The sequence below is a fragment of the Flavobacterium sp. 245 genome (genome assembly GCF_004362055.1).
Taxonomy (GTDB): domain Bacteria; phylum Bacteroidota; class Bacteroidia; order Flavobacteriales; family Flavobacteriaceae; genus Flavobacterium.
Window position 1 is genome coordinate 418,270 of sequence record NZ_SNXB01000005.1, and the last position, 22,240, is coordinate 440,509.

At 32.0% G+C, this 22,240-nt stretch carries 19 protein-coding genes; 4 read left to right on the top strand and 15 right to left on the bottom strand.

What is annotated here, in order from left to right; all coding sequences use genetic code 11:
* Window positions 1-239: 239 nt before the first annotated feature.
* Window positions 240-1,850: a signal peptidase I gene (gene lepB / locus EV145_RS12815; RefSeq protein ID WP_133525583.1), complete on the top strand. Its 1,611-nt coding sequence runs from the start codon at window positions 240-242 to the stop codon at window positions 1,848-1,850.
* Window positions 1,851-1,948: 98 nt separating this feature from the next.
* Here lepB and EV145_RS12820 read toward each other — a convergent pair whose 3' ends face one another.
* From EV145_RS12820 to EV145_RS12855, 8 genes are all read right to left on the bottom strand, one after another.
* Window positions 1,949-3,472, bottom strand: coding sequence for an amidohydrolase family protein (locus tag EV145_RS12820; RefSeq protein ID WP_133525584.1), 1,524 nt, complete (start codon window positions 3,470-3,472; stop codon window positions 1,949-1,951).
* A gap of 218 nt (window positions 3,473-3,690) precedes the next feature.
* Window positions 3,691-4,440 carry a type 1 glutamine amidotransferase domain-containing protein gene (locus EV145_RS12825; RefSeq protein WP_133525585.1) on the bottom strand — a complete coding sequence of 250 codons (750 nt, stop codon included), beginning with the start codon at window positions 4,438-4,440 and terminating at the stop codon, window positions 3,691-3,693.
* A 32-nt stretch (window positions 4,441-4,472) separates the two neighbouring features.
* Complete coding sequence (locus EV145_RS12830; protein WP_133525586.1) at window positions 4,473-4,934, bottom strand: nuclear transport factor 2 family protein; 462 nt, start codon at window positions 4,932-4,934, stop codon at window positions 4,473-4,475.
* 102 nt (window positions 4,935-5,036) lie between these two features.
* On the bottom strand, window positions 5,037-6,065 hold the full coding sequence (locus EV145_RS12835) for a helix-turn-helix domain-containing protein (protein ID WP_133525587.1): 1,029 nt from the start codon (window positions 6,063-6,065) through the stop codon (window positions 5,037-5,039).
* 915 nt (window positions 6,066-6,980) lie between these two features.
* Complete coding sequence (locus EV145_RS12840) at window positions 6,981-7,484, bottom strand: hypothetical protein (protein ID WP_133525588.1); 504 nt, start codon at window positions 7,482-7,484, stop codon at window positions 6,981-6,983.
* 69 nt (window positions 7,485-7,553) lie between these two features.
* Window positions 7,554-8,174 (bottom strand): hypothetical protein, encoded by a 621-nt coding sequence (locus EV145_RS12845; RefSeq protein WP_133525589.1) that lies wholly within the window; start codon window positions 8,172-8,174, stop codon window positions 7,554-7,556.
* Window positions 8,175-8,364: 190 nt separating this feature from the next.
* Window positions 8,365-9,423, bottom strand: a complete 1,059-nt coding sequence (locus EV145_RS12850; protein WP_133525590.1) for a serine hydrolase domain-containing protein — start codon at window positions 9,421-9,423, stop codon at window positions 8,365-8,367.
* Between the two features lie 218 nt (window positions 9,424-9,641).
* Window positions 9,642-11,084 (bottom strand): FAD-dependent oxidoreductase, encoded by a 1,443-nt coding sequence (locus EV145_RS12855; protein ID WP_243739259.1) that lies wholly within the window; start codon window positions 11,082-11,084, stop codon window positions 9,642-9,644.
* A gap of 303 nt (window positions 11,085-11,387) precedes the next feature.
* On the opposite strand from EV145_RS12855, the gene EV145_RS12860 reads away from it, so the two are divergent.
* Window positions 11,388-11,783 carry a VOC family protein gene (locus tag EV145_RS12860; RefSeq protein ID WP_133525591.1) on the top strand — a complete coding sequence of 132 codons (396 nt, stop codon included), beginning with the start codon at window positions 11,388-11,390 and terminating at the stop codon, window positions 11,781-11,783.
* Between the two features lie 96 nt (window positions 11,784-11,879).
* Here EV145_RS12860 and EV145_RS12865 read toward each other — a convergent pair whose 3' ends face one another.
* The 7 genes from EV145_RS12865 to EV145_RS12895 all read right to left on the bottom strand — a co-directional run bounded on the left by EV145_RS12865 (window position 11,880) and on the right by EV145_RS12895 (window position 18,840).
* The gene (locus EV145_RS12865; protein ID WP_133525592.1) at window positions 11,880-12,128 is read right to left on the bottom strand and encodes a hypothetical protein; all 249 of its coding nucleotides are present in this window, start codon (window positions 12,126-12,128) and stop codon (window positions 11,880-11,882) included.
* A gap of 109 nt (window positions 12,129-12,237) precedes the next feature.
* Window positions 12,238-13,368, bottom strand: a complete 1,131-nt coding sequence (locus tag EV145_RS12870; protein WP_133525593.1) for an FAD-dependent oxidoreductase — start codon at window positions 13,366-13,368, stop codon at window positions 12,238-12,240.
* A 62-nt stretch (window positions 13,369-13,430) separates the two neighbouring features.
* Entirely contained in the window at window positions 13,431-14,198 is a 768-nt protein-coding gene (locus EV145_RS12875) for a helix-turn-helix domain-containing protein (protein WP_133525594.1), read from the bottom strand.
* 30 nt (window positions 14,199-14,228) lie between these two features.
* Window positions 14,229-15,599: a hypothetical protein gene (locus EV145_RS12880; RefSeq protein ID WP_133525595.1), complete on the bottom strand. Its 1,371-nt coding sequence runs from the start codon at window positions 15,597-15,599 to the stop codon at window positions 14,229-14,231.
* A gap of 7 nt (window positions 15,600-15,606) precedes the next feature.
* Entirely contained in the window at window positions 15,607-16,110 is a 504-nt protein-coding gene (locus tag EV145_RS12885) for an endonuclease V (RefSeq protein WP_133525596.1), read from the bottom strand.
* 53 nt (window positions 16,111-16,163) lie between these two features.
* Window positions 16,164-17,492 carry a sensor histidine kinase gene (locus tag EV145_RS12890; protein ID WP_133525597.1) on the bottom strand — a complete coding sequence of 443 codons (1,329 nt, stop codon included), beginning with the start codon at window positions 17,490-17,492 and terminating at the stop codon, window positions 16,164-16,166.
* A gap of 1 nt (window position 17,493) precedes the next feature.
* A complete protein-coding gene (locus tag EV145_RS12895) occupies window positions 17,494-18,840 on the bottom strand; it encodes a sigma-54-dependent transcriptional regulator (protein WP_133525598.1) in 1,347 nt (448 codons plus the stop codon).
* 272 nt (window positions 18,841-19,112) lie between these two features.
* On the opposite strand from EV145_RS12895, the gene EV145_RS12900 reads away from it, so the two are divergent.
* Both EV145_RS12900 and EV145_RS12905 read left to right on the top strand, forming a co-directional pair.
* Window positions 19,113-19,823 carry an ABC transporter ATP-binding protein gene (locus EV145_RS12900; RefSeq protein ID WP_133525599.1) on the top strand — a complete coding sequence of 237 codons (711 nt, stop codon included), beginning with the start codon at window positions 19,113-19,115 and terminating at the stop codon, window positions 19,821-19,823.
* A 4-nt stretch (window positions 19,824-19,827) separates the two neighbouring features.
* Window positions 19,828-22,239: an ABC transporter permease gene (locus EV145_RS12905; RefSeq protein WP_133525600.1), complete on the top strand. Its 2,412-nt coding sequence runs from the start codon at window positions 19,828-19,830 to the stop codon at window positions 22,237-22,239.
* The last annotated feature ends 1 nt before the right edge of the window (window position 22,240 follow it).

Sequence of the window (22,240 nt, forward strand, 5' to 3'; positions counted from 1 at the left end):
CCTTAAATAAATTAAGGAGTTTTTTTTGTTTAATACCAAAATCAATTTTATTTAGAATTTGATTAAACACCGAATTTATTGGATTTTCGATTCAAATACCATTACCTCTATGACAAATAGATTATGAAGTTTTTAACGGTTTGCGTTTTATTAATGTGTAACAAATTATGCAAAAAGCTACATATACTAAATCACTATAGATTTAGAAAAGAAAAAACAATTAATAAAACTTCTGAAATATGACTTTATCACAATGGCTCGTCTTTATTTTAATTGTACAAATTATCCATGGGCTATCTACTTGGAAACTTTATCTAAAAACAGGGAGAAGACCAATAGAGTCGTTTATACCAATTTATAATTTAATAATATTGATGACAATCATTAAACGCCCACGTTGGTGGGTCATTTTGCTTTTCATCCCCATCATTAACCTTTTAATGATTCCTGTGGTTTGGATAGAGGTTATTAGAAGTTTTGGAAAAAACACTACAAAAGATACTATAATTGTTTTACTAACATTAGGATTCTATATTACTTTTTTAAACTATACTTCTGAAAAACTTATCTATATTGAGAATCGGGATTTAAAACCAAAATCTAAACCAGAAGATACCATAAGTTCTCTTATATTCGCCATCATTGTTGCGACATTGGTTCATACGTATATTATACAGCCGTTTACGATTCCATCTTCGTCATTAGAAAAAACTTTATATACAGGAGATTTTTTGTTTGTAAGCAAAATTAATTTTGGGGCAAGAACTCCCATGACCACAGTTGCATTGCCCATGGTGCATGACTCAATTCCTTTATTAGGTAAAAAATCATATTTATTTAATGATGACGTAACAAAAAAAGAAACATCCTTGTTAAACAAGTTTCAATTACCGTATTTCAGACTTCCAGCTATAGAAAACATTGAACGCAATGAAATTGTAGTTTTTAATCAGCCTGCAGATACACTGCGTGATATGGATAATTTTCATCCTGATCGAAATTACTACAAGCCAATTGACAAAAAAACAAACCTGGTTAAACGATGTGTTGGAATCCCAGGAGATTCTCTAGAAATTCGTAATGGAGATATATACATTAACGGCAAAATATCAAAATTACCCAATAGTGCAAAACCTCAATATAACTTTTTGGTTGATACAAAAGGAGATGCAATAAGCCAAGATGACCTTATTCATAAATATGGCGCCAGAGAAGGCTTAAAGTATGAAAATGGGTATTTTGCACTTACCAATACTGGCGAGTACTTTTTGACATTAACAGATGAAGAAGCCAAATTAATAGCAACAAACCCTGTTGTAAAAGAAGTTAAAAAACAATTGACGCCAAAGGGTAAGGACGGAAATGTATTTCCTCATATTCCATCTTTGGGTTGGAATATAGACAACTTCGGCCCTATTTATATTCCTAAAAAAGGAGCGACTATTAAATTAGATGTAAAATCACTTCCTTTTTATAAACGAATCATTGAAGAATATGAGTGTAATAACTTAAAAATTAATGGTAAAGAGATCTTGATCAATGGCAAAGCAAGCCATACTTATACTTTCAAACAGGATTATTATTGGATGATGGGAGATAATCGTCAAAATTCTCTAGATGCACGATTTTGGGGATACGTTCCTTTTGATCACGTAGTTGGCAAACCAGTATTTATTTGGTTAAGTTGGGATAAAGATGGCAAAGGCTTTAACAAAGTAAGGTGGAATCGGGTTTTTTCTTTTGTCAATGGAAATGGCGAACCTAAGTCTTATTTAATCCATTTTTTGGCATTAATAGTTATTTGCACAGTAGGAAACAAATTGATCAAGAACAGGAAAGGTAATGCTTAAAAAAAATTCTTTAAATCATTTAAAAAATAATTCATAAACAGGGTGATTTCTAAAGCCCACCAAGAAACTCCTTAAATAAATTAAGGAGTTTTTTTTATTCATAAATATTCATCAATCTTTCTATTTCTATTTCTATTTTGATTATTTACATCTTTGATCGCTTTTAGAATATTTCCAATTTGGATTTTATCGATACTATATTTATCAAAAAACACATATTCAATAGCCTTAGTGTTTGAAATATTTTCTAATGGATTTTTTCCAAGCAGAACCAAATCAGCTTTGTATCCTATTTTTATTTTTCCGGTATTTCTTTTCATCCAATTACTTGGCGCAACGCTTGCCGCATAAAGTACTTGTGAATTAGTCATTCCGCTTTTAGACAAAGATTCTAATTCGTTATGAAGTGAGAATCCAGGAACCACAGTGGCCACATTAGCATCTGTTCCTGCCATAACTGTAACTTTATTATCAACCAATGCTTTTGTCATAATATGAATAGCTTCTGCATAAGTATTCCAAAAAGTTTTGGATAGCTTTTTAGCTTTATCATCATCCTTCCCATCATATTCATAACCATTTTCACCAGGCAACCAGCCTAATTTGTAAAGTGGCGTTCCTTCAATAATTTTCGGATTAGCATATTCAAGTTCTATTTCTTTGAGTTTAGCCTTTAAGTCAAATCTTTGATTCGAAAAACTTTCACAAAGCCAAACCGTTGAAGTAACATTTATGTTATTTTCTCTGAGCTTTTTTGCAATTTGGTCAGAACGAAGTTTTAAAAATTGAAGGTATTCTTTCGGGTTTTTAGAAATTGATTTCCCAAATTCATCAATCGTTTTTATGGTTAGTTCTTCAACATGCGCCACTTCAACTTGACCTGATTTATAAAAAGTTTCTAAATTAACTAGGGGAATATGACCTATAACTGAAATATTTTGTTTTTTGGTTATCGCTATTGTTGTCTTAAACATTTCTGGATTAACAAAACCATACATTTTAATGGCATCATAACCTTGTTCTTTTATTTTTTTGATTGCTTTTTCAGCATCTTTTTCGGTCGAATAATTAATAGAATGTCTTGTCCAACTGTAATAATAACCCGTTAGTCCGCTTTCACTAAATATGGGTGGAGAAGCAATAAACATTCGCGGTCCAATACCACCATTTAAGATTTCTTTTCTCCATTCTAAAATTGCAGTACTTCCAGCCATTTCTCTGACAGAAGTTACACCATTTACTAAATATAAAAACAAATCATTCTTGCTTTCTTTTAAATGAACATGGCTATCTACAAGCCCCGGAATCAGGAATTTTCCTGTTCCTTCAATACTGGTAATTGCGCTATCCAGTAATTGATTTCTTCCAAGTTGAATTATGATTCCATCTTTAATTAATACATTTTGATTCTTTAAAAAATAAGTGCAATCTTCTGAAAGAACGTTTACATTTTTTATTTGAATTGCCGTAGATGGTTTAACAATTGAAGAAATATTTATTACTTGGGTCGATTTACCCAAGACTTTATTTAATTCATTATCTGCCCATATAAAAACACTTACTAAAACAACTATTGCTACAATAACAGCATATAACAATCTCCTAAACCATTGTTTTCTCATAAATTATTTAATTAAAATTTGAGAGACAAAAATATATTCAAAAACATCCCTATTAAGCATGTAATCAGGGATTAGGTATGAAATACGGTTTTTTAGGTATGAAAATTACAAGGACAATAATTACTTTTTGTGATTTTTAGAAACAGGCAGACCGAATTTTATTTTAGATTTTTTTCTGGATTCATATAAACTCGGTCACAGCCAAAAACTTCCGTAATTTAATCTATATCAATTTTTAAAATTGATATAACTTCATTTGCCACTTTATTGCCAGAACTCGGATCTTGTCCTGTTACAAATCTACCATCGACACTATAAAAAGCGTCTCCTCCCTTTTCAGAATAAACAAAATTGCCCTTATTTTGTTTAATCGCATTGTCTATTGAAAATGGAAATGCCTTATAATATTCAGCATTTTTATTTTCGAACGCATCTGGATAACCCGTAATTTTTCTTCCAGCATACAGCGATTTTCCTTTTTCATCTTTCAAATAAACTATTCCGGCAGTTCCGTGGCAAATTGCAGAAACAATGCCGTTATTACTATAAATTGTTGTTGCAATTTTTTGAATTGCACTATCGTCCGCCACTCCAAACATCGCCGCTCCGCCTCCGCTGTAAAAAATAGCGACATAATCGCTGGGAATAATTTCTGTTGGTTTCTTTGTATGCTCCAATTTGTCCATAAACCAGCCATCATACAAATATTTTTTTTGCAAACTATCAGAACTGTTTATATATCCAATAGGAATTGCACCACCTTTTGGGCTTATAAAATCAACTGTATAACCTGCTTTTATAAAAATATCATAAGGAACGACAATCTCTTCAAAATGATTGGCAGCAGGAATTTTAGTATTTCCATAAAAATCTTGATTTGAAGTTACAAATAAGATTTTATTTTGAGAATTTACATTTGCAGAAAATAAAAGTACGCGAACAACTAATAAAATTATTATTTTATTCATTTGCTAAAATTATTAAGTTAATTTAAGTACCATTACTTCGTTTTAGCTGCTGGAACCTCAACAGTTCTATGAGGCGTTCTAGTTGAAATCTTATCTACTATAAACCAATCTTGATTTATTTTCATGAGATTAAAATAATCGACAAACAAAAGTTTTGAAGTACTAATTTCGACTTTGGCCGCAGCAACATTGTTTGTAATATCAATAGATATAATACGCCCAGACCAGTTAGCAGATCTAGCATTTGGTGCTTTATATCCTTTCATATATTCTGATTTACGAACAACATTCAATTTGTCGTCGGCAAAATATTTAAGCTGCCAAGAATCGTGAAAAGATTGGCCTACTTTAACTGAATCTCCTGTTGCCTGCCCATCTAAGTATAGATTAAGTGTTTTCTGAATCAAACCCCAATCATTTCCAAGATCATTTAATTGGGCATTTGCGCTAAGAAAGAAAAAATTTAAAGAAATAAATAAAAGTACTGTTCTCATTTTTAAAGTTTTAGTTATTAATAATGAGAGCAAATATCCAGTAGTTGTTTTTTTGAAAGGTTCTAATTTATAATGTAGAACTCTTATTTTATAATTTCAAACTTATTCTAAATGTGCTTTTTGGTATTCTGCAGGTGTTAAACCGGTTACTTTTTTAAATGCAGTAAAAAAAGCAGATTTTGAACTAAATCCACTGTCATAACCTAAGCTTTCGAACGTGAAATTTTTTTCGGTTTTTAATAACCTCTTTGCTGTTTCAATTCGATATTCTTTAATAAGATTTGAAAAAGATTTTCCCAAAATCTCATTTACATACTGAGATAATAAATGCTTTGTAACTTTTAGTTCTTTTGAAGCTTCTTCAAGGCTGAAATCTGGATTAAGATAAAGCTCTTTGTCTATTATTATATTGAATTTCTGGCCAATCAGATCCTGCATTTCGGCATCCATTTCTTTATTTTTGTATTTCTTCTTTTCTTGAAAAAACACACTTTCACTGCTACTTTTAAAAATTAAAAGCAAAATAATTAAGTACAGGATAAATGTAAAAGATAAAGCTCCTACAATATAAGAAGTATAAGCAACAGTGGTATAGGCCAGCCAGATAAATGCTATACCCAGATAGATGCTAAGAAACCAAACCTCTATTTTTTTTAAACTTTCTTTTCCTTTGAGTTTTTGAATAATAGGCAGAATATATCTGAAGGATAAAAGAATGTAAACAAACCATTGAAAATATATTGCGTTCACAATCCAACAGCTCCACATTGCCCGATGTTTAGTGTAAGGATACAAAATTCCTAAAATGGTTATTACTACCAAATAAGGCAGTATGTGTTTTATCCAATTCGTTTTTTGATATTCTGCGTTCGGCTTCAGACTTAAAAAAAGAAAAGGTCCAATAAGAACACAGGCTGAAAGTCCGATTTGAATAAAAATATTGGATAAGGCAGGATTAAAGTAGAAAAAAACAGATTTTATAATTCGGATACTTAAAACCAACAGAAGCAAGGACAGGAAATAATTTGCAAAAATTTTCTTTTTAGCATTTATAGCAAAATATAGTGAAAGTATAAAACCATTAAAAGCTCCTAAAGCACTCAAAAAGAAAAGCAGTTGATTGGATTCCATTATTATTTCGCAGAATTTTTTTATCGTAAAACGAATATAAGGATATTATTACTGTACTTCATCAACTTTTCTCATTGAAATCTTCTTTAAATCCTTCAAAAATAAATCCTAACTATTTTTTTCTAAGCTTTTAAAAACACGGATTATAAATGGTTATGACTATTAAATGTAATATTATTTTATTTACGAAAAAACTTCATAATTAAAAAAGCTTTTGCTCAGGTCGATACAAGCAAATTCAATCCGTTAACTAAAAATTACCGCTTTCATATAGGTATGAAATGCGGTTTTTTAGGATGAAAATTACAAGGACAATAATTACTTTTTGCGATTTGGAACAAGAAGTTTGATTTCTTCGGAAATTATTTTTTTACAGAGCCAATTCTTTCATTCCTCTTTGCAAACGAAATAAAAAAGTAGCACAGAATTTAATTGAAATAAAATTATTCCATATCTGAGTTGACCAAAGGGAAGTATAGTTATCAAAGCGATAATAGCGATTAAAGATAAAAGCATATTTAAAAATGACAGAATTGAAATTTCGAAATTCCGAAGTGTGAAAACCCAAATGATGAAACTGAGCATCATCATTACAGTGAATATTGATGAAAGTGAAATTTCTAAGACGAGCGCTAGATCATAACCCGTTAAAGTCGCATTTTTTTTTGCTTTTTCAAAAGCAACATTTTTCTCTAATTGATCTTGAGAATCTGATTGGGTTTTAAAAAATGCAGGTTTTGACTTTAGAGATTCATCGGAACACATCTGGAAAAAAGGAAGAAAGAAAATCAATATTCCGAATGTAGATAAAATCCTTTTTATGTTTTTATAGCGCATTTCAGATTTTGATTGTTTAATTACTATTCAGTCAGAAAACATATTTAATGCAAAAAGCATTCCGCACTAATGTGATCATTAATCTTGTTTGTATTTCTCTAGAACATATTTTTGAAGCAACGTATTAAATCTTGGATCTTTCCCAAAAGTGTAGTCTGCAGGCAAACCAAATTTTATTTTAAAATCTTTTTCTGGATATGTATAAACTCGGTCGCAACCAAAAGAAGAATACTTATCCCAAAACCAAAACCCGTAAATTCTTTTTTTATTCAGAACCATGACGACTGGCATACCAGAGAGGGCAATTTTAAGGTTTTTCAATTTTCTTTTTCCAGATTCATTGAGAAAAATTTGCTGGTTTTTCCAAGTAAAACCTTTAATGTCACTTTCATCAAAAATTGGCTTTTGAGATAAAAGCACTGTGTTTTCATCAAAACAATAATGACAATCTTTCAATGAACTTTTAAAATTTCCGTTGACAGTAAATATTTCTATTCCAGATTTATTAGACTGCATCGAAAAACCAAAACCAATAAATATAAAAAGTATAATTAAAAATTTTATGCTCTTGTGATTTATCATAATCTGAGTTTTTAGGAGATTTTCTATTTATCGTCTAAAAGTTTTTTATCAACTCTTATTTTTTCTTTTCTAGTTGAAATAGACAAAATCAGTGTACCTATTTATATTGTATTTAGTTTTAAATCGCTGTAATTCTGCGTATTTCAACTGCGCTATAATTCTGTTTTCATTTTTAATTCGCTTGGATTCATATAATTTTGGTAAAATTATATTTTCAAAACAATCCCACAAACAATTAAACTCTTTAGGTGTATCTAAATAAAAAAGATGTTTCTGCCTTATATTTTCAAAAGTAAATACAATATAATTTTCGATTCCGTCATATTTCCCATCTTCATCCTTCCATTTACCTTTAAACGCAATTAAATTAATTTTTATATTTTCTAATTGGTTCCAATCGTATACAAAACATTCATCATCTTGCAAAATTTTCAATCCATTCTCATCAAAAGATATAAATTTATTTTTTTGAATTATTTTTAATGTTGTGAATTTATAATCTGTAAAATGATTAAAAGTCAGCATTCCAAAAAAGCCAAATGGCAAACTCCAGCAATACACTCCTTGACCGGTAAAAACACCATAAGAAAAAGGAATAAAAATAAAAGCGATTAAAAACGAACTTAAAAAACGCTCTAGTTTTGTTGGAATTGGATGAATTACAATTGGAAAAATTAATTTATCGTTCATTAAATTGTGCAATAATTTCGAAACTTATTAAAACGAATATAAGAATATTGAACCTATAATCAATTACTATAATGAAAACTGAAATAAAATAAATCTGAATATCATCTCATCAAAGTTTCTCTTTGAATCAAATAAAAAAACAACTCTATAGTCTATTAAATAGTTGTTTTAGCTTTAATTTTTGTACTTTTTATTTCAAAACAGTATCATAAATTGTATTCAGCAAGTTCTGTCTCATTTTTGAATTTCTTTGATCTAGAAGTATAATGATACCCCAATTTTTAGCTCTGTTGTAACAGATAATCGAAGATTGTCCCATCGAATCACCAGATTTCATATAAATTGTGTTCTTATCATCTGTGACAATATTTGTGCCTAATCCCATTTCTCTCTTTTCATCTTTGTAAAATATTTTTTCGGTAATTATTGCTGCTTTGCCTACTGAAGTTTTACTATTTAAAACAGCTTTTAAATACATAACCATATCTGCAGCATCCGATTTTACTAATCCGGCAGGCGCAGTAACATTCCATTTAAAGAATTCCTGAATACCGCCATCAGGATTATGGGCAGTGGTAATGTTCTTTACATTAAAATCTTTTGTTAATGTATTTTTCATTTTTAATGGGGCAATTATTTTCTCTATAATAATTTGATCGTAATTCTTGTTATAGACTTTCTCTAATATTTGGCCGAGTAAGGTATATCCAATTGTAGAGTAGCGATATTTACCATAATCTTTCAGCTCAGTGCAATTATTGATTATATCCGCCAATGTTTTTTCGGTTACATTACTTACAGGCTGTTGCGGATTTAGTTCTATTAGTTTTCCAAAATCGATATCAGGCAAACCAGATTGATGAGAAGCCAGATCTGAAATTTTCATTTTGTTTTGAAGATTTTTCTGCAAAACATATTCCTTCGGAAGATAATTGTCTATATAGTCATCTACTTTTATTTTATTCTCAATAACGGCCTGAGCAATTAAATTTGAAGTTAAAATTTTAGTAATTGATGCAATTTCGAATAGAGAATTTTTATTAATCTGAATTTGGCTTTCGGAATTCAAATTACCATAAGCGGTAAAATATTCCTTATCATCTTTAATAAAACCGACGCTTATACCAACGTTTGGATTTTTTTGATAATTGTCCTTTATTATCGAATCAATTCTTTTAGAAATATCTTGTCCAAAAGAAAAGTTGCTTATTAAGAATAGTGTGGCTAAAAATTTTACTGAAGTTTTCATTGTATCGAATTTTAGGTTAGAAATTTATTTCGATACAAATTTGGGAAAGAAGCAAGAGCTGCGCGACCGAATAAAAAAAGTCGTACTCATTTGTTTTAAAAAAACAGTACGACTTTTTTTATTGAGCAAGTACGAATGATTACAAAGTACTGTTTTGCAACACTTTAAAACAATAATTCTCAAATAGAAGCTTCAAGATTTTTAAGAATATCTGAAAATCATTTTTTCTTCAAACAGCGTCCTCTTGGTTCGTCACCTTCATGAAGTACAATTTCAGAATGGAGAAATTGTGCCGCATCTGCAGAATCTTTTACTTTAACAGCGCTTCGTTTAAGCATTTCGGCTTCAAATTCATTTAAAACACTTTCCCTAATTCCAACTTTTTTCCAGTGCGATAAAGATTTACATCCTCTCGTAATGCCCCGAGCCAGAGAAAGCGCGTCGAGTAGCGCCTGATTAGCACCTTGTCCTTTAAACGGGCTCATTGGATGCGCTGCATCGCCAATTAAAGTTACAGCATTTCCTTTTTTCAAAACTTCGGAATCAAGCAATTCTCGATCGTAAACAGGATAGCCCGAAATTTGAGCTTCATTTGTAGCGTTTAAAATCTGCGGAATAGGATTGTGCCATTGTGTTCGTCGGCAGGCTTCTTCTTTTAGCGCTTTTTGGCCTTTAGCACTTAACTCAATTGCTTCATTTTCTGACATTGGAAAACTAAGCTGCCACATTACAGAATCAGCTTTATAAGGCATAATGTAAATTCGCTCGTTGCCATTTGCGGTTTGAAATACGGTAGCCGAATCTAATAAATCACTCTCAACGCCTTCAAGTGCACTCAAAGGACAAATACCTAATATCACAATACAATCTAAGTAACGCAAAGGAGCAACATCATCTCCTAAAAGCAGTCTGCGTACTGAACTGCGAATACCATCGGCGCCAACAACAAGATCTGCTTTTGATTTCTTTATTTCTCCATCGACATTAAAAGTTAGCTCAACTTCATCACTTTCAAATGGTTTAAAATCTATTAATTGATGTCCCCATTTCACGGCATCATTTCCGCCGAGTTGCTGTAAAAGCTCTAAACGCAAAGATTGTCTTGCGATATGTATATTTGAACGTTTCGGCGATTTTTTCTCTTCTGACTGAATCCATTTTCTGTTTCCCCATTCACCAATCACCTTTCCATCTGTAGTATGAACCAAATGCCTTGACGAAACTACTCCTTCTTCTAAAGCCACAATACCTAATCCCGTCATTGCTTTACTCGCCTGCTGTAAAGTAAGTCCGTAACCTTGTGATCGGGCATCGAAATTACTGTCACGTTCATAAATAGTGAACGGAATTTGGCGATGGAGACAAGCCACTGCTAAAGCAACTCCGCCAATTCCACCTCCAATAATAGCTACATGCGGATAGTTTTCTTTATTTGCTAAAGGAGAATTTGAAGTGTGTACTAATCCTGATCCACTGCAATTTATGCACAACTTTAAATGTGCTTTAGGCGGAACTGGAGTTTTTCCTTCGCCTTTATTGTTTTCAAATTGGTCTAATTCCATTTGATAACGAAGCTTCACTTTTTTGCTGATTCGCTGACTTTTTTTCCCGCGTCCTTGACATTCCTCACAAATCGTCCAGTTTGTTTCTTCCTTTTTCACTTTTTATTTTGTCTTTATTTTCAGCGCTTTGCACTTTGCAGCAGTCGTGCAAAATTAAAACAAAAGATTGCCAGTACAAAACTGCTTTTGAGTTTTAAAAAAGACAGTTTATATAACAAAATTTTATAAGTTATTGAAAACCAAACAGAACATTAATTCAGTAACTTAGATTATTAACTGTCTAATTAAAACGCGTTGCGTATAATTTTTATTTAACACATAGAAACATAGATCTTATTTTACATCTATGTTTCTATGTGTTCAGATTGATTGCATGCAACGAAATAACTAAAATTAAAGTTTATGAAAACGAAAATGATATGGGCAAACTTGGTTTCACATGATTTGCAAAAAACAATTAAATTTTACTCCGATCTTGGTTTTAAACAAAACGGAAAAGAAACCGAAGAATTAGTAAGTTTCATTTACGGAGAAAAGAATTTTATAATAAACTTTTTCATCCCAAAAAGATTTGATAATGCTTTGCGAGGCAAATCTGCTGATACTAAAATTGAGAATGAAATCATCTTTTCTTTATCTGCAGACAGCAGAGAAAATGTTGACGAATGGTATGAAATCGTAAAAAAAGCAGGAGCCGAAATCTTTTCTGAGCCTGAAAATTTTCAGCAAGGTTATACTTTTGGTTTTACAGATCCAGATGGCCATAAATTCAATTTTTTATATTGGCCAGGAATGTAAAATTAAAATGTATTTCAGCTGTAATGCCCAACAAAAAACTCCTTAATTTCATAAGGAGTTTTTTATTGATTTTATTCAAAAAAAGCACTGAGATTTTTACAATCCTCTGCTTTTTTTCTCTTTCTGTAAAGTCTTCAAAGTATTTGCATTAACCATTACAATTATACCAAGCGATATTGGAATAACAGTTAAAGCACTAAACTGTTTTTTTACAATAGTTAGCCATATTCCCGCTGCAAGCAATATTACAGCAAAAATTAGCAAAATATAAATTACTGTTTTAAAGATTATTTCATTTTTAAGCAACTCTTCGTTGCTCATTTCTTCTGGTTTTTTGGCTGCCATAATTTATTATTTTAGTACTTATAAAATTACTTTTTTATTTGGTAAAACAAATAACGTTCAAACTAAAACTACATACAATAAGTCAGAAACTTATGACTACCTAAAAAATTCAATTGGCAAATTTCATAAAAGAAAAATCTGGAGCCCGCATTATAAGTTCATTATTTCTAGTTTCTTCCTGCGCTTCTTTGGCATAAACAAACATTTTTTGCTCATAATTTGCGATGGCGGCTTCAATGCTTTTAAATTCTCCATTCAAAAGATTTTCTGCCAAAATCATGGCATCGACCAAACCAATATTCGCACCTTGACCCGCAAATGGAGGCATTAAGTGTGCTGCATCGCCAATAAGTGTTATAGGTAAAGGACGATTATTTTTCCACTCGTTTTCTAAGGAAATTTTTCTTGTTGGCAGTCCTACAAAAAATGATGTTTTTCGAAATAACTCTTTATAAGTTTCATCCCAATCAGAAAATCGATTGATTAAAAATGAACGGATACTTTCTATATTCATAAAATCCAATTCATTTCCAGAAATCCAGTTTGATGGCGTTTTAAAAATGACATTATAACTCAAAGATGCTGCATTCTTTGGGTTTGCCACTAACAAATTACCACTATACGACGTCATCAAAATATTGTTGTCGCATAAATCGAAAAAATCTTTACAATTCGTTTCGGCCTGAGAAACTTCGCCCTGAATCATATACGTTCCTGTTTCTTCGACTTCAGCATCGGAAATATATTTTCTAATTGCCGACATGCCACCATTTGCACCAATTATAAAATCTGCTGTTTCAATTTTGCTGTTTTCGAAATGTAAAATCCATTTTCCATCTTTAACTTCGAGTTCGTTTACTTTGCTGTTCCAGACAACAGTCTCGCTTTTTAGGCTATTTAAAAGCAAATTTCTTAAATCATTTCTGTTTATTTCTGGATTGTCATGCGCTTCTTCTGGAGTTGTATTATGTACAAATAAAGTTTCGCCATTTTGATCTGCAACGGTTCTTCCCATTGGTATTGCCAGCTCAAAATAGCGTTCTAACAATCCGGCTTCTTTCATCGCTTCTTGTCCGGAATCTTTATGCAAATCAAGCGTTCCGCCCCAAATTCTGGTTTGCGCATCTTTATCTCTTTCATAAACGGTTACGTCAATTCCTTTTTTCTGAAGCAAAATTGCCATTGTCAAACCAACCGGGCCAGCGCCAATAATAGCTATTTTTAAATTTTGTATTAACATATTTTGTATTGTTTAATTACGATACAAAATTGCGAAGAAGGTTATTCTCGAAATAGTAAAAATCAGTCGTTTTTTTGAGGTGGGAGTTTTTTGATTGCGACAATATCCATGAAACGGTCATCCTTATTTTTACTGAGTTCTTTTGGCGTTACGCCTGAGTATTTTTTTATTTCTTTTATAAAATGATTTTGGTCTGTAAAGTTGAGTTCAGGGAAAAGTCGGCCTTCGCTTAAATCTTTAAAAGAAGATCCAAAACGCAGAATCTTGCAATACTCTTTTAGTGAAATTCCGAATTGCTGATTAAAATACCGATTGATCTGACGACTGCTCCAAAACACTTTTTCCGAAAGTTCTTTTACAGTTATAGCGCCATGAGATGCATAAATAAATTCAAACAATTTTTTCTTTCTGTCGTCTATTGGTTTTGTTGAAAATGCCTTGATCTTCAGCGTTACTTTCTTCTGAAAATTTTCTAAACTTTCTGTGTCAATTTCTTCAAATTGCCAAAAATCATTCGGAATCGTTTTTCCTCCATTCAAAACATCTTTTATTGAATCTCCAAATAAATATTCGACTGCCAAAAGCTTAAATCCAACCGAAAATATTCGCACATCTTTGACAATATTAATCTGACTTGGAACGGTATCCAATCCTCGAATTGACATTTCCCAGTCTTCAGAATTCATTTTCATGAGTGTCATATCCACCATTCCATTCGGAAGTATTGTTCCCGGAATCTCATTTCCTGTTTTGTTCTCGACCATCCAAAAGCTGTGAACAAAATGCGAAATAGAATCGTCCGGTAAAAGGGATTCGATAATCAATTTCATTATATAATTATTTTGAAGAAACAAAAACTCTTAATCTCCGCCACATCCTCCACATGAACTGCCACACGAGCTTCCACATGAACTGCTGCAGGAACTCCCGCAAGAGGTTCCGCACGAAGAGCCGTTGCTGGAAGAACTGAAATTGCGATTTATATGACCCGTTAAAGGAATAAATGAATACGAAAGTCCGCCGTACAGAAAATAATTCCATTGCCAATCTTGTTCTGGTATATTATTCTCTTTCTCATCTTTAAAACTGGAATGAACTGCTTTTTCAAACAAATAATTTCTTATTTTCTTGAAATAATAGTTTGAGATCAGCATCATCAAAATCATCACTCCAATTATGTTGCCGACTGATTTTCCTCTTGAAATTCCGACAATTATTCTGCTGAAACCAATACTCAGAAGAAATCCAAAAACAAACAATGCGACTTTTACAATCCACAAAAATTGTTTCGAATTAATAATTTCATCTCTGATTTTTCCAACAGATTTTTTCAACTGTTCAAATATTGGCTTGCTTTTTATTATGTGATTTAATTGCCAGTAAGGCATTAAAGTATATTCTTTCATAATTTCGATAACACAATTTTCATATTGATTATCAGTTAAAGTGCCATCGGTCAATTTTAAATACTTGCCCAAAACCAGTACTTTTTTGTTTTCAACTAAGTTATTTACAACACCGTGAATAACAAAATCTAGTCGATTCTTTTGAAAAAGTACTAATTCAAAAGGGGTGAGATTTTTAATTAGCAATGTGGTTTTCAAACTTTTAATTAATTTCTCAGCATATTTTTTCACATACTGCATTAATAAAACAACCCCAATAGCAAATAAGAAAATGTAGCAGTAAACAAAATCTGGATTACCAATTTGAACTAAAATAGGTTTTAGTAATACCGAAATTGGAAAAATTAGAAGTACCAAGCATCCCAAAAATATTATTTTCAGCATAAACAGATCTAAATTGGAGACATCTAATTTCAGTGAGCTGAGCGCATTATCGTAATCCCAGATTTCTTTTGGCTGTTCGCCAAAATTTAACTCGTATAATTTTTTAGTTGCCTCTTTTGCTTTCTTAAATTTTTCAAATTCAGCTTTGTTATGCGTTGAAGGAATATGTTCTATTTTTTTGGATAAAATGACACAAAGATCTGAATATGATTTAGTAAAGATCAAATGCTGATGCCAAACAATATCAACAATTTCTGAAGGCGAAACCATTTCATTAGAAGTTGCTGCCAGATACATGAATTTTTTGTATTCGAGAATGGCAATTTTTGTAAAATAGATTGTCCAGCTATTTTCAAATGCCAATCTGGTCGAAAATCCATATTCTTCGCCTGGATTATCTAAATCGAATTTTTCAACTTCTGACCAAAGCGTTTTATCCATAAATATTTCAAAGTTCTTTTGTTAATCTATCCATTTCTTTCAATAAAGTCGGCATTCGAAATTCGCCCGCCATACTTTCCACTTTTTTATAAGCCGCTTCCAAATCAATTCCGATAGAAGTTACAAACAATGGTTTTTTACTATCGCCTCTTAAAAGTGGCTTTTTATCTTTTTCAATACTTGCAAAATTCGTTTTGGCAACACCAATAATCGGAATTTGTCTGTTTAGTTTTTCATATAAATGCCCGCCTAAACCGTGCTTTTTATCATCATCTAAATATACAAAACCGTCGATAATAATTGCAGTAACCAACTTTAAATCAATATTATTTAATAAGCTGAGAATACACGGTAATTCTCTTTTGTAAAACTCGCCGGGAATGTATTCTTCTACATTATCTATAATTTCGGTATGAACTTTAAAATCTTTTTCCTGATTCCATTCTGTAAATTCAATGCAAACTGTTTTGGCTTTATTATCGTAATAATAAGTATCGAAGGCTAAAATCATAAATTAAAATAGATAGTTTTTGGCTAATATAAATGTATTAGAGCAGAAATAAATCAACCTTCAATTAAACAAATCTCAAAAGCCGTTTTTTCGTTTTCATTTTTATAATTGATATAACCGCCATGTGCTTCGATAATATTTTTGGATAAAGTCAGACCAATTCCGGCGCCTTCATTTCTGGTGGTGAAAAACGGCAGGAAAATTTTGTTTTCGATTTCCTTTTCGATTCCAATTCCGTTATCTGCAATTTTTATAAACGTCCGATTTTCTTTGGCTTCAGCCGAAATGAAAATCTGTTTTCGATTATTGTTTTTAAGCGCATTTATCGAATTCGTCAAAAGATTGATCAAAACCTGTTCCATTTGCTGCGCATCAACATTGATCGAATAATGGAGCGAAATGCTGTTTACAACTTCAATATTTTCTCTTTTAAACAAATGCTCCATAATATGAAGACAATTGTTTACCAATTCCTGAAGTTCGATTTTTTGTTTTTTAGGCGAAGGCAACATGGCCAGTTTTCGATAGCCTTCGACAAATTTCTGCAAATGGTCGCTTCGTCTGAGCATTGTTGCAACGCTGTTTTTTATGTCGTCTAAATCTTCAGAAGATAATGAATCCTGCTCGACCAAATCCTGCAAATTTTGACAAATGGAACGAATCGGCGTTATCGAATTCAGTAGTTCATGCGAAATCACTTTCATTAAATTAATCCAGGCATCTTTCTCTTTTTTCTCGACAACATTCTGAATCGAATCGAGTAAAACAATAAAATAATCATTCTCAAAAATCTCCGTACGCGTCGCCTGCAACACAAAAGTCTGTGAATTTTGCTGATTGATGCTAATTTCGAGTGACGTTTTTATCTCCTGAAAATCATCTTTATCGATAATCTCACACAAAGAAGGCAAATGACTTTTAAGGTATTTCCATTTTGAGAATTTCGGCACATTAAAATGCGTCGAAAAATAATCATTCATTAAAAAAACGTCCCAGTCATTTTCCTGTTTTTGCAGAATAATAATTCCGGTTTCGATATTATTTAAAATCGAAGTATATATAATGTCTTTTGAAACTTGTTCGTTTCGCTTGTTTTTCAAAATATCGTACAACTCAAACAAATCATTTTTTCCGGATTTATGTTTCGAAAAATCAGAACTAAAATCATTTTGTATGATGGAAGAAATGGTTTTGTCATAAAGCAAAATGATACTTTTTACATAATTATACAATTCTACAATAAGTAAAAAAACGATCAAAAAGCCAAAAATAGGCGCAAATACAAAGTTGATTTTATGTAGATAAATAGAAAATTCGATTGCGACCAAAATCAAAATTAACCGAAGGAAAAGCAGATGATATGTTTTTAACGATTTTAGCATATTAATTGGTGCTGATATTATATTTTTCTAAACGGCGGTACAAAGAACCTCGTGACAAACCAAGTTCTTCGGCGGTTTTGCTGATATTATTATTGTGTTTCAAAAGCGCTTTTTCTACCGTAGCTTTTTCTACCGACGAAAGCTGAATATCATCAGGATTTTCATATTCGGTTATTTGCTCTAAATCCAGATCGGAAACGGTGATTTTGTTATTTTCACAAAGAATTACTGCGCGCTCAATCTTGTTTTCCATTTCGCGAATGTTTCCGTTCCAGGCGTGTCTTTCGATTTGTTCCAAAACTTTTTTATCAAAAGTAATTTGACTTCTTCCGTATTTTTCACTGATTTTTTCCAGCAAATATTCTGCTAACGGAATTTTATCTTCGATTCTTTCGCGAAGCGGAGGCAAAACAATTTCCATCGTATTAATTCGGTAATACAAATCTTCACGGAAATTTTTGTCAACAACTTCGAGTTTTAAATTCAAATTTGTTGCCGTAATTATTCGGACATTTAAAGGTCTAGGTTTTGTTTCCCCCAATCTTGTTACGGTTTTGGTTTGAATCACCTGCAATAATTTTGATTGTAAATGAAGCGGAACGTTTCCAATTTCATCTAAAAAAATAGTTCCGTTTTGCGCCATTTCAAAACGTCCCGGCGTATCTGTTTTTGCATCGGTAAAAGCACCTTTGGCATAACCAAATAATTCACTTTCAAAAATATTCGAATTTAAGGCTCCTAAATCAACATTAATAAAGGGCTGATTTTTTCTTTCGGACTGTGAATAAATATGATGTGCCAATACAAATTTTCCGGTTCCGTTTTCGCCAAGAATCAAAACATTAGCATCTGTTTTTGCTACTTTATCGGCAAGCGAATACGCTTTTTTTATAATTTCAGAATTGCCAACAAAAAAGTCATCTCCAATTTCCGGACTTTTAATTTTCTTTTGATCTTTTCTCGCTTTATCAACTGCCTGTTTTACCGATTCCAATAGTTTTTTATTCTCCCAGGGTTTCAGGATATAATCAAAAGCACCCGATTTTAAACCTTCAACAGCCGTTTCAACTTTGCCAAATGCCGTCATTAAAATCACAACCGTTTTTGGCGAAAGCGTTTTTATTTCTTTCAATAAATACAAACCTTCCCTTCCATCTTCAAAACCAATTCTGTAATTCATATCCAACAAAACAACATCGATGGTATTTTTTGCCAATAATTCGACAATATTTTTCGGATTATTGAGTGTATAAATGTTCTCAAAATACTTTTTCAGATACACTTTTGACGCAAAAAGGATGTCTTCCTGATCGTCGATGATTAAAATTGAAGCGTTCGTTTTTTTCATTTATGTTCGGTTTTGGACGAAAGGTGTCCAATTATGGACAGTGAAGCTTTTTTTCTTAAAATAAAATCTTAAAAATAAAGCAGTTACGGTGTTTAATTTTTTGGCACGAAAATCACAATTGTACTGATAAATCATTAATTATTAAGCCCTTTCGAAAGTAAAAATAACAAAAAATCGCATTGTTAATTATCTTAATTTTCAGCTGTGTTTCTTTTACTTCCAAAAGGAAAATATTTTAAAAAGAAAATCAATCAAAACTAAAAACACCAATTATGATTACCATTAAAAAGCTTTCAAAAGTATTTAGAACTGAGGAATTAGAAACCAGTGCATTAAGCGAAATTTCACTAACCATCAATCAAGGCGATTTTGTTTCGATTATGGGACCTTCCGGAAGCGGAAAATCTACTTTATTAAATATCGTTGGGCTTTTGGACAGCGCTTCAAGCGGAAGTTATCTTTTGCTTGATCAGGAAATGATTGGGTTAAAAGAGAAATCAAGATCAAAAGCCAGAAAAGAAAACATCGGATTCATTTTTCAAAATTTCAATTTAATTGATGAATTGTCGGTTTATGATAATATCGAATTGCCTTTGATTTACAATGATGTTCCATCTTCTGAAAGAAAAACAAGAGTGCAGGCGATTGCCAACAAACTAGGAATTTCGCATCGATTGAAACATTTTCCACAACAGCTTTCTGGGGGACAGCAACAACGTGTTGCCGTGGCGAGAGCTTTAATCAATAATCCGAAAATTATTTTGGCCGATGAGCCAACAGGAAATCTAGACAGTAAAAACGGAAATGAGGTCATGGAATTATTGACTGATCTTCATGCAAATGGTGCCACAATTTTAATGGTAACGCATTCTGATTATGATGCTTCTTTTTCGCAAAAAACAATTTTGATGAAAGACGGGGTTATTCTTTCTGAAAAATTAAATCATAGAAATGTCGATGTTTTGGTAACTTCTAAAAACTAGAACCATGTTAAAAAATTGGATCAACACCTTTTTTTATCACATCAAAAACAACAAACTGTTTTCGATTCTAAATGTTTTAGGATTGTCAATCGGAATGGCGACGTTGATTTTTGCGATTCTTTTTTGGAACGACGAACATTCGTATGACCAATGGAATCCGGAAAAAGACAAAATTTATTCGGTCTTAAATGACATTGGCGAAAATAATATCTGGACATCAAATGCGGCGACCACCGGACCACTGCTAAAAGCAATTTCTTCAGATGTGGAAAGCTACTGTTATTTTTATGCCGAATATGCCAAAGATGTGATTTCATACAATGGCAAAAAAGAAATGCTGAGTAAGATTTTTACGGCTCAAAAAAATTTCTTTTCTTTTTTTCCATACAAATTTATTCACGGAAACGGCAAAACGGCCATTCAGGACCGAAGCAGTATTGCTATATCTGCAACAACTGCTGAACGCCTTTTCGGCACAGAAAATCCCATGGGAAAATTAGTCCGCTACAATGGTCAGGTTTTTACCGTGCGTGGTGTATATGATCTTTCTGAAAAATCATCCGTAATGCCCGATGCCGTTACAACTGTTATTGATGATGATATCGAACGAACAAAAGATCAATGGAGTTATCATTACGGCTTGGTTTTGAAAATTAAAAATCCAAATGCGACGGGTGCAATTATAAAAAATATGGACAACCTTTTCTTTGAAAATTGTACTAAAGTCCAAGCAAAACAAGAAGGAATGACGATTGCTGAATTTACAAAAAAATACGGCAATCCTGTAAAAACAAGTTTACTGCCATTGCCTGAAGCCAAATTATATAAAGGAAATCAACCTTTTTCTGAACCAAACGGGAATTTGCAATACCTTCTGATTTTAATGGGATTGTCTATATTGATTTTATCTCTTTCTATTGTAAATTATATCAATCTGGCGACTGCAAATGCTATAAAAAGAGCCAAAGAAATTGGTGTACGAAAAATTACCGGTGCCACAAAAGGACAAATCATAATGCAATTTGTTTTTGAAACTGCCTTAATTACAATTTTTTCAGCCTTGTTGGCATTGGTATTAGTGGAAATTTTATTGCCGTATTACAATTCTTTTTTAAATAAAGACTTGGTACTTGTTGGAGCGCAATTCTACATTCAATTAATAATAATTACGTTACTCGTAATACTGGTTTCAGGAGTTTTACCGGCGATTTATGTTTCGAATTTTGAAGTATTAAAAGTCTTGAAAGGAAATTTTTCCCGAAGTAAAAAAGGAATTTGGCTTCGCAACGGAATGTTGGTTTTACAATTTGCAATCGCAGCATTTTTTATCATTGGGTCTTTTATCGTTTACAAACAGGTAAATTTTATGGCCGAAAAAGATTTAGGTTTTAAAGGTACGCAAGTTTTAGATATCACCTTTAAACCCAAAAAAGGAAAAACACAATTCGAAAGATATAAAGTCATCAAACAAGAAGCCTCAAAAATAAAAGGCGTAGAAGCTGTCTCGACCGCATTGTTTGCAATGGGATCTCAGGAAAATTCATGGTCAAGCGCAAGTTATCAAAATAACAAACCGTTTTTAGTTCAGGAAATGGCAATGGATTTAGATATGCTGGATATGTTAGATGTTAAAGTTATAAAAGGACGAAAATTTAATCCTGCTATTTCATCCGATACCATTTCATCTGTGCTTTTGAATGAAGAAGCGGTAAAAATGATTCCTGAAAAAGACATTTTAAATAAAATTATAGACTGGAGAGAACAAAAGGTGAAAGTGGTTGGTGTGGTTAAAAACTTCAATTATTTTGGACTTGAAAGTCGAATCGCGCCAATGGTTTTCTTTTATGTAACCAAAATTAATGGCGTACAAGATGACATCAGGCATATTTTTATAAAAGTCAAACCCAACGACATTCCTCAAACTATTGCCGACATCAATAAATTTTGGACGCAAAAAGTAGATAGTGAATATCCTTTCGAGTATGGTTTTGTAAATAAAAACTACGCCCAAAATTTTAAAAAATATGAAAATCAGAGAAACCTATTTGCCTTATTGAATATCATCGTAATTCTTATTGCCGTTTTCGGATTGTTTGCCTTGGCTTCTTTTTCTATGGAAAGAAGATTAAGAGAAATCGCGATACGAAAAACACTTGGCGCAGAAACTAATGTTTTGCTTAAAGATTTATCTAAACAATATGTTGTGTTTTGTGTGATCGGCTTTTTAATCGGAATTATTCCTGCCTATCTTTTACTGCAAAAGTGGCTCGAGAATTTTGCATTCCGAATTGACATTCCGGTTTTACCATTTATAATTGCTTTTGTGTCCTTATTATTTCTAACACTGGCCATCGTTTTGGCAAAAGCTTACCAAGTAACAAAAGTGGAGATTTTACGATATTTAAAATACGAATAAG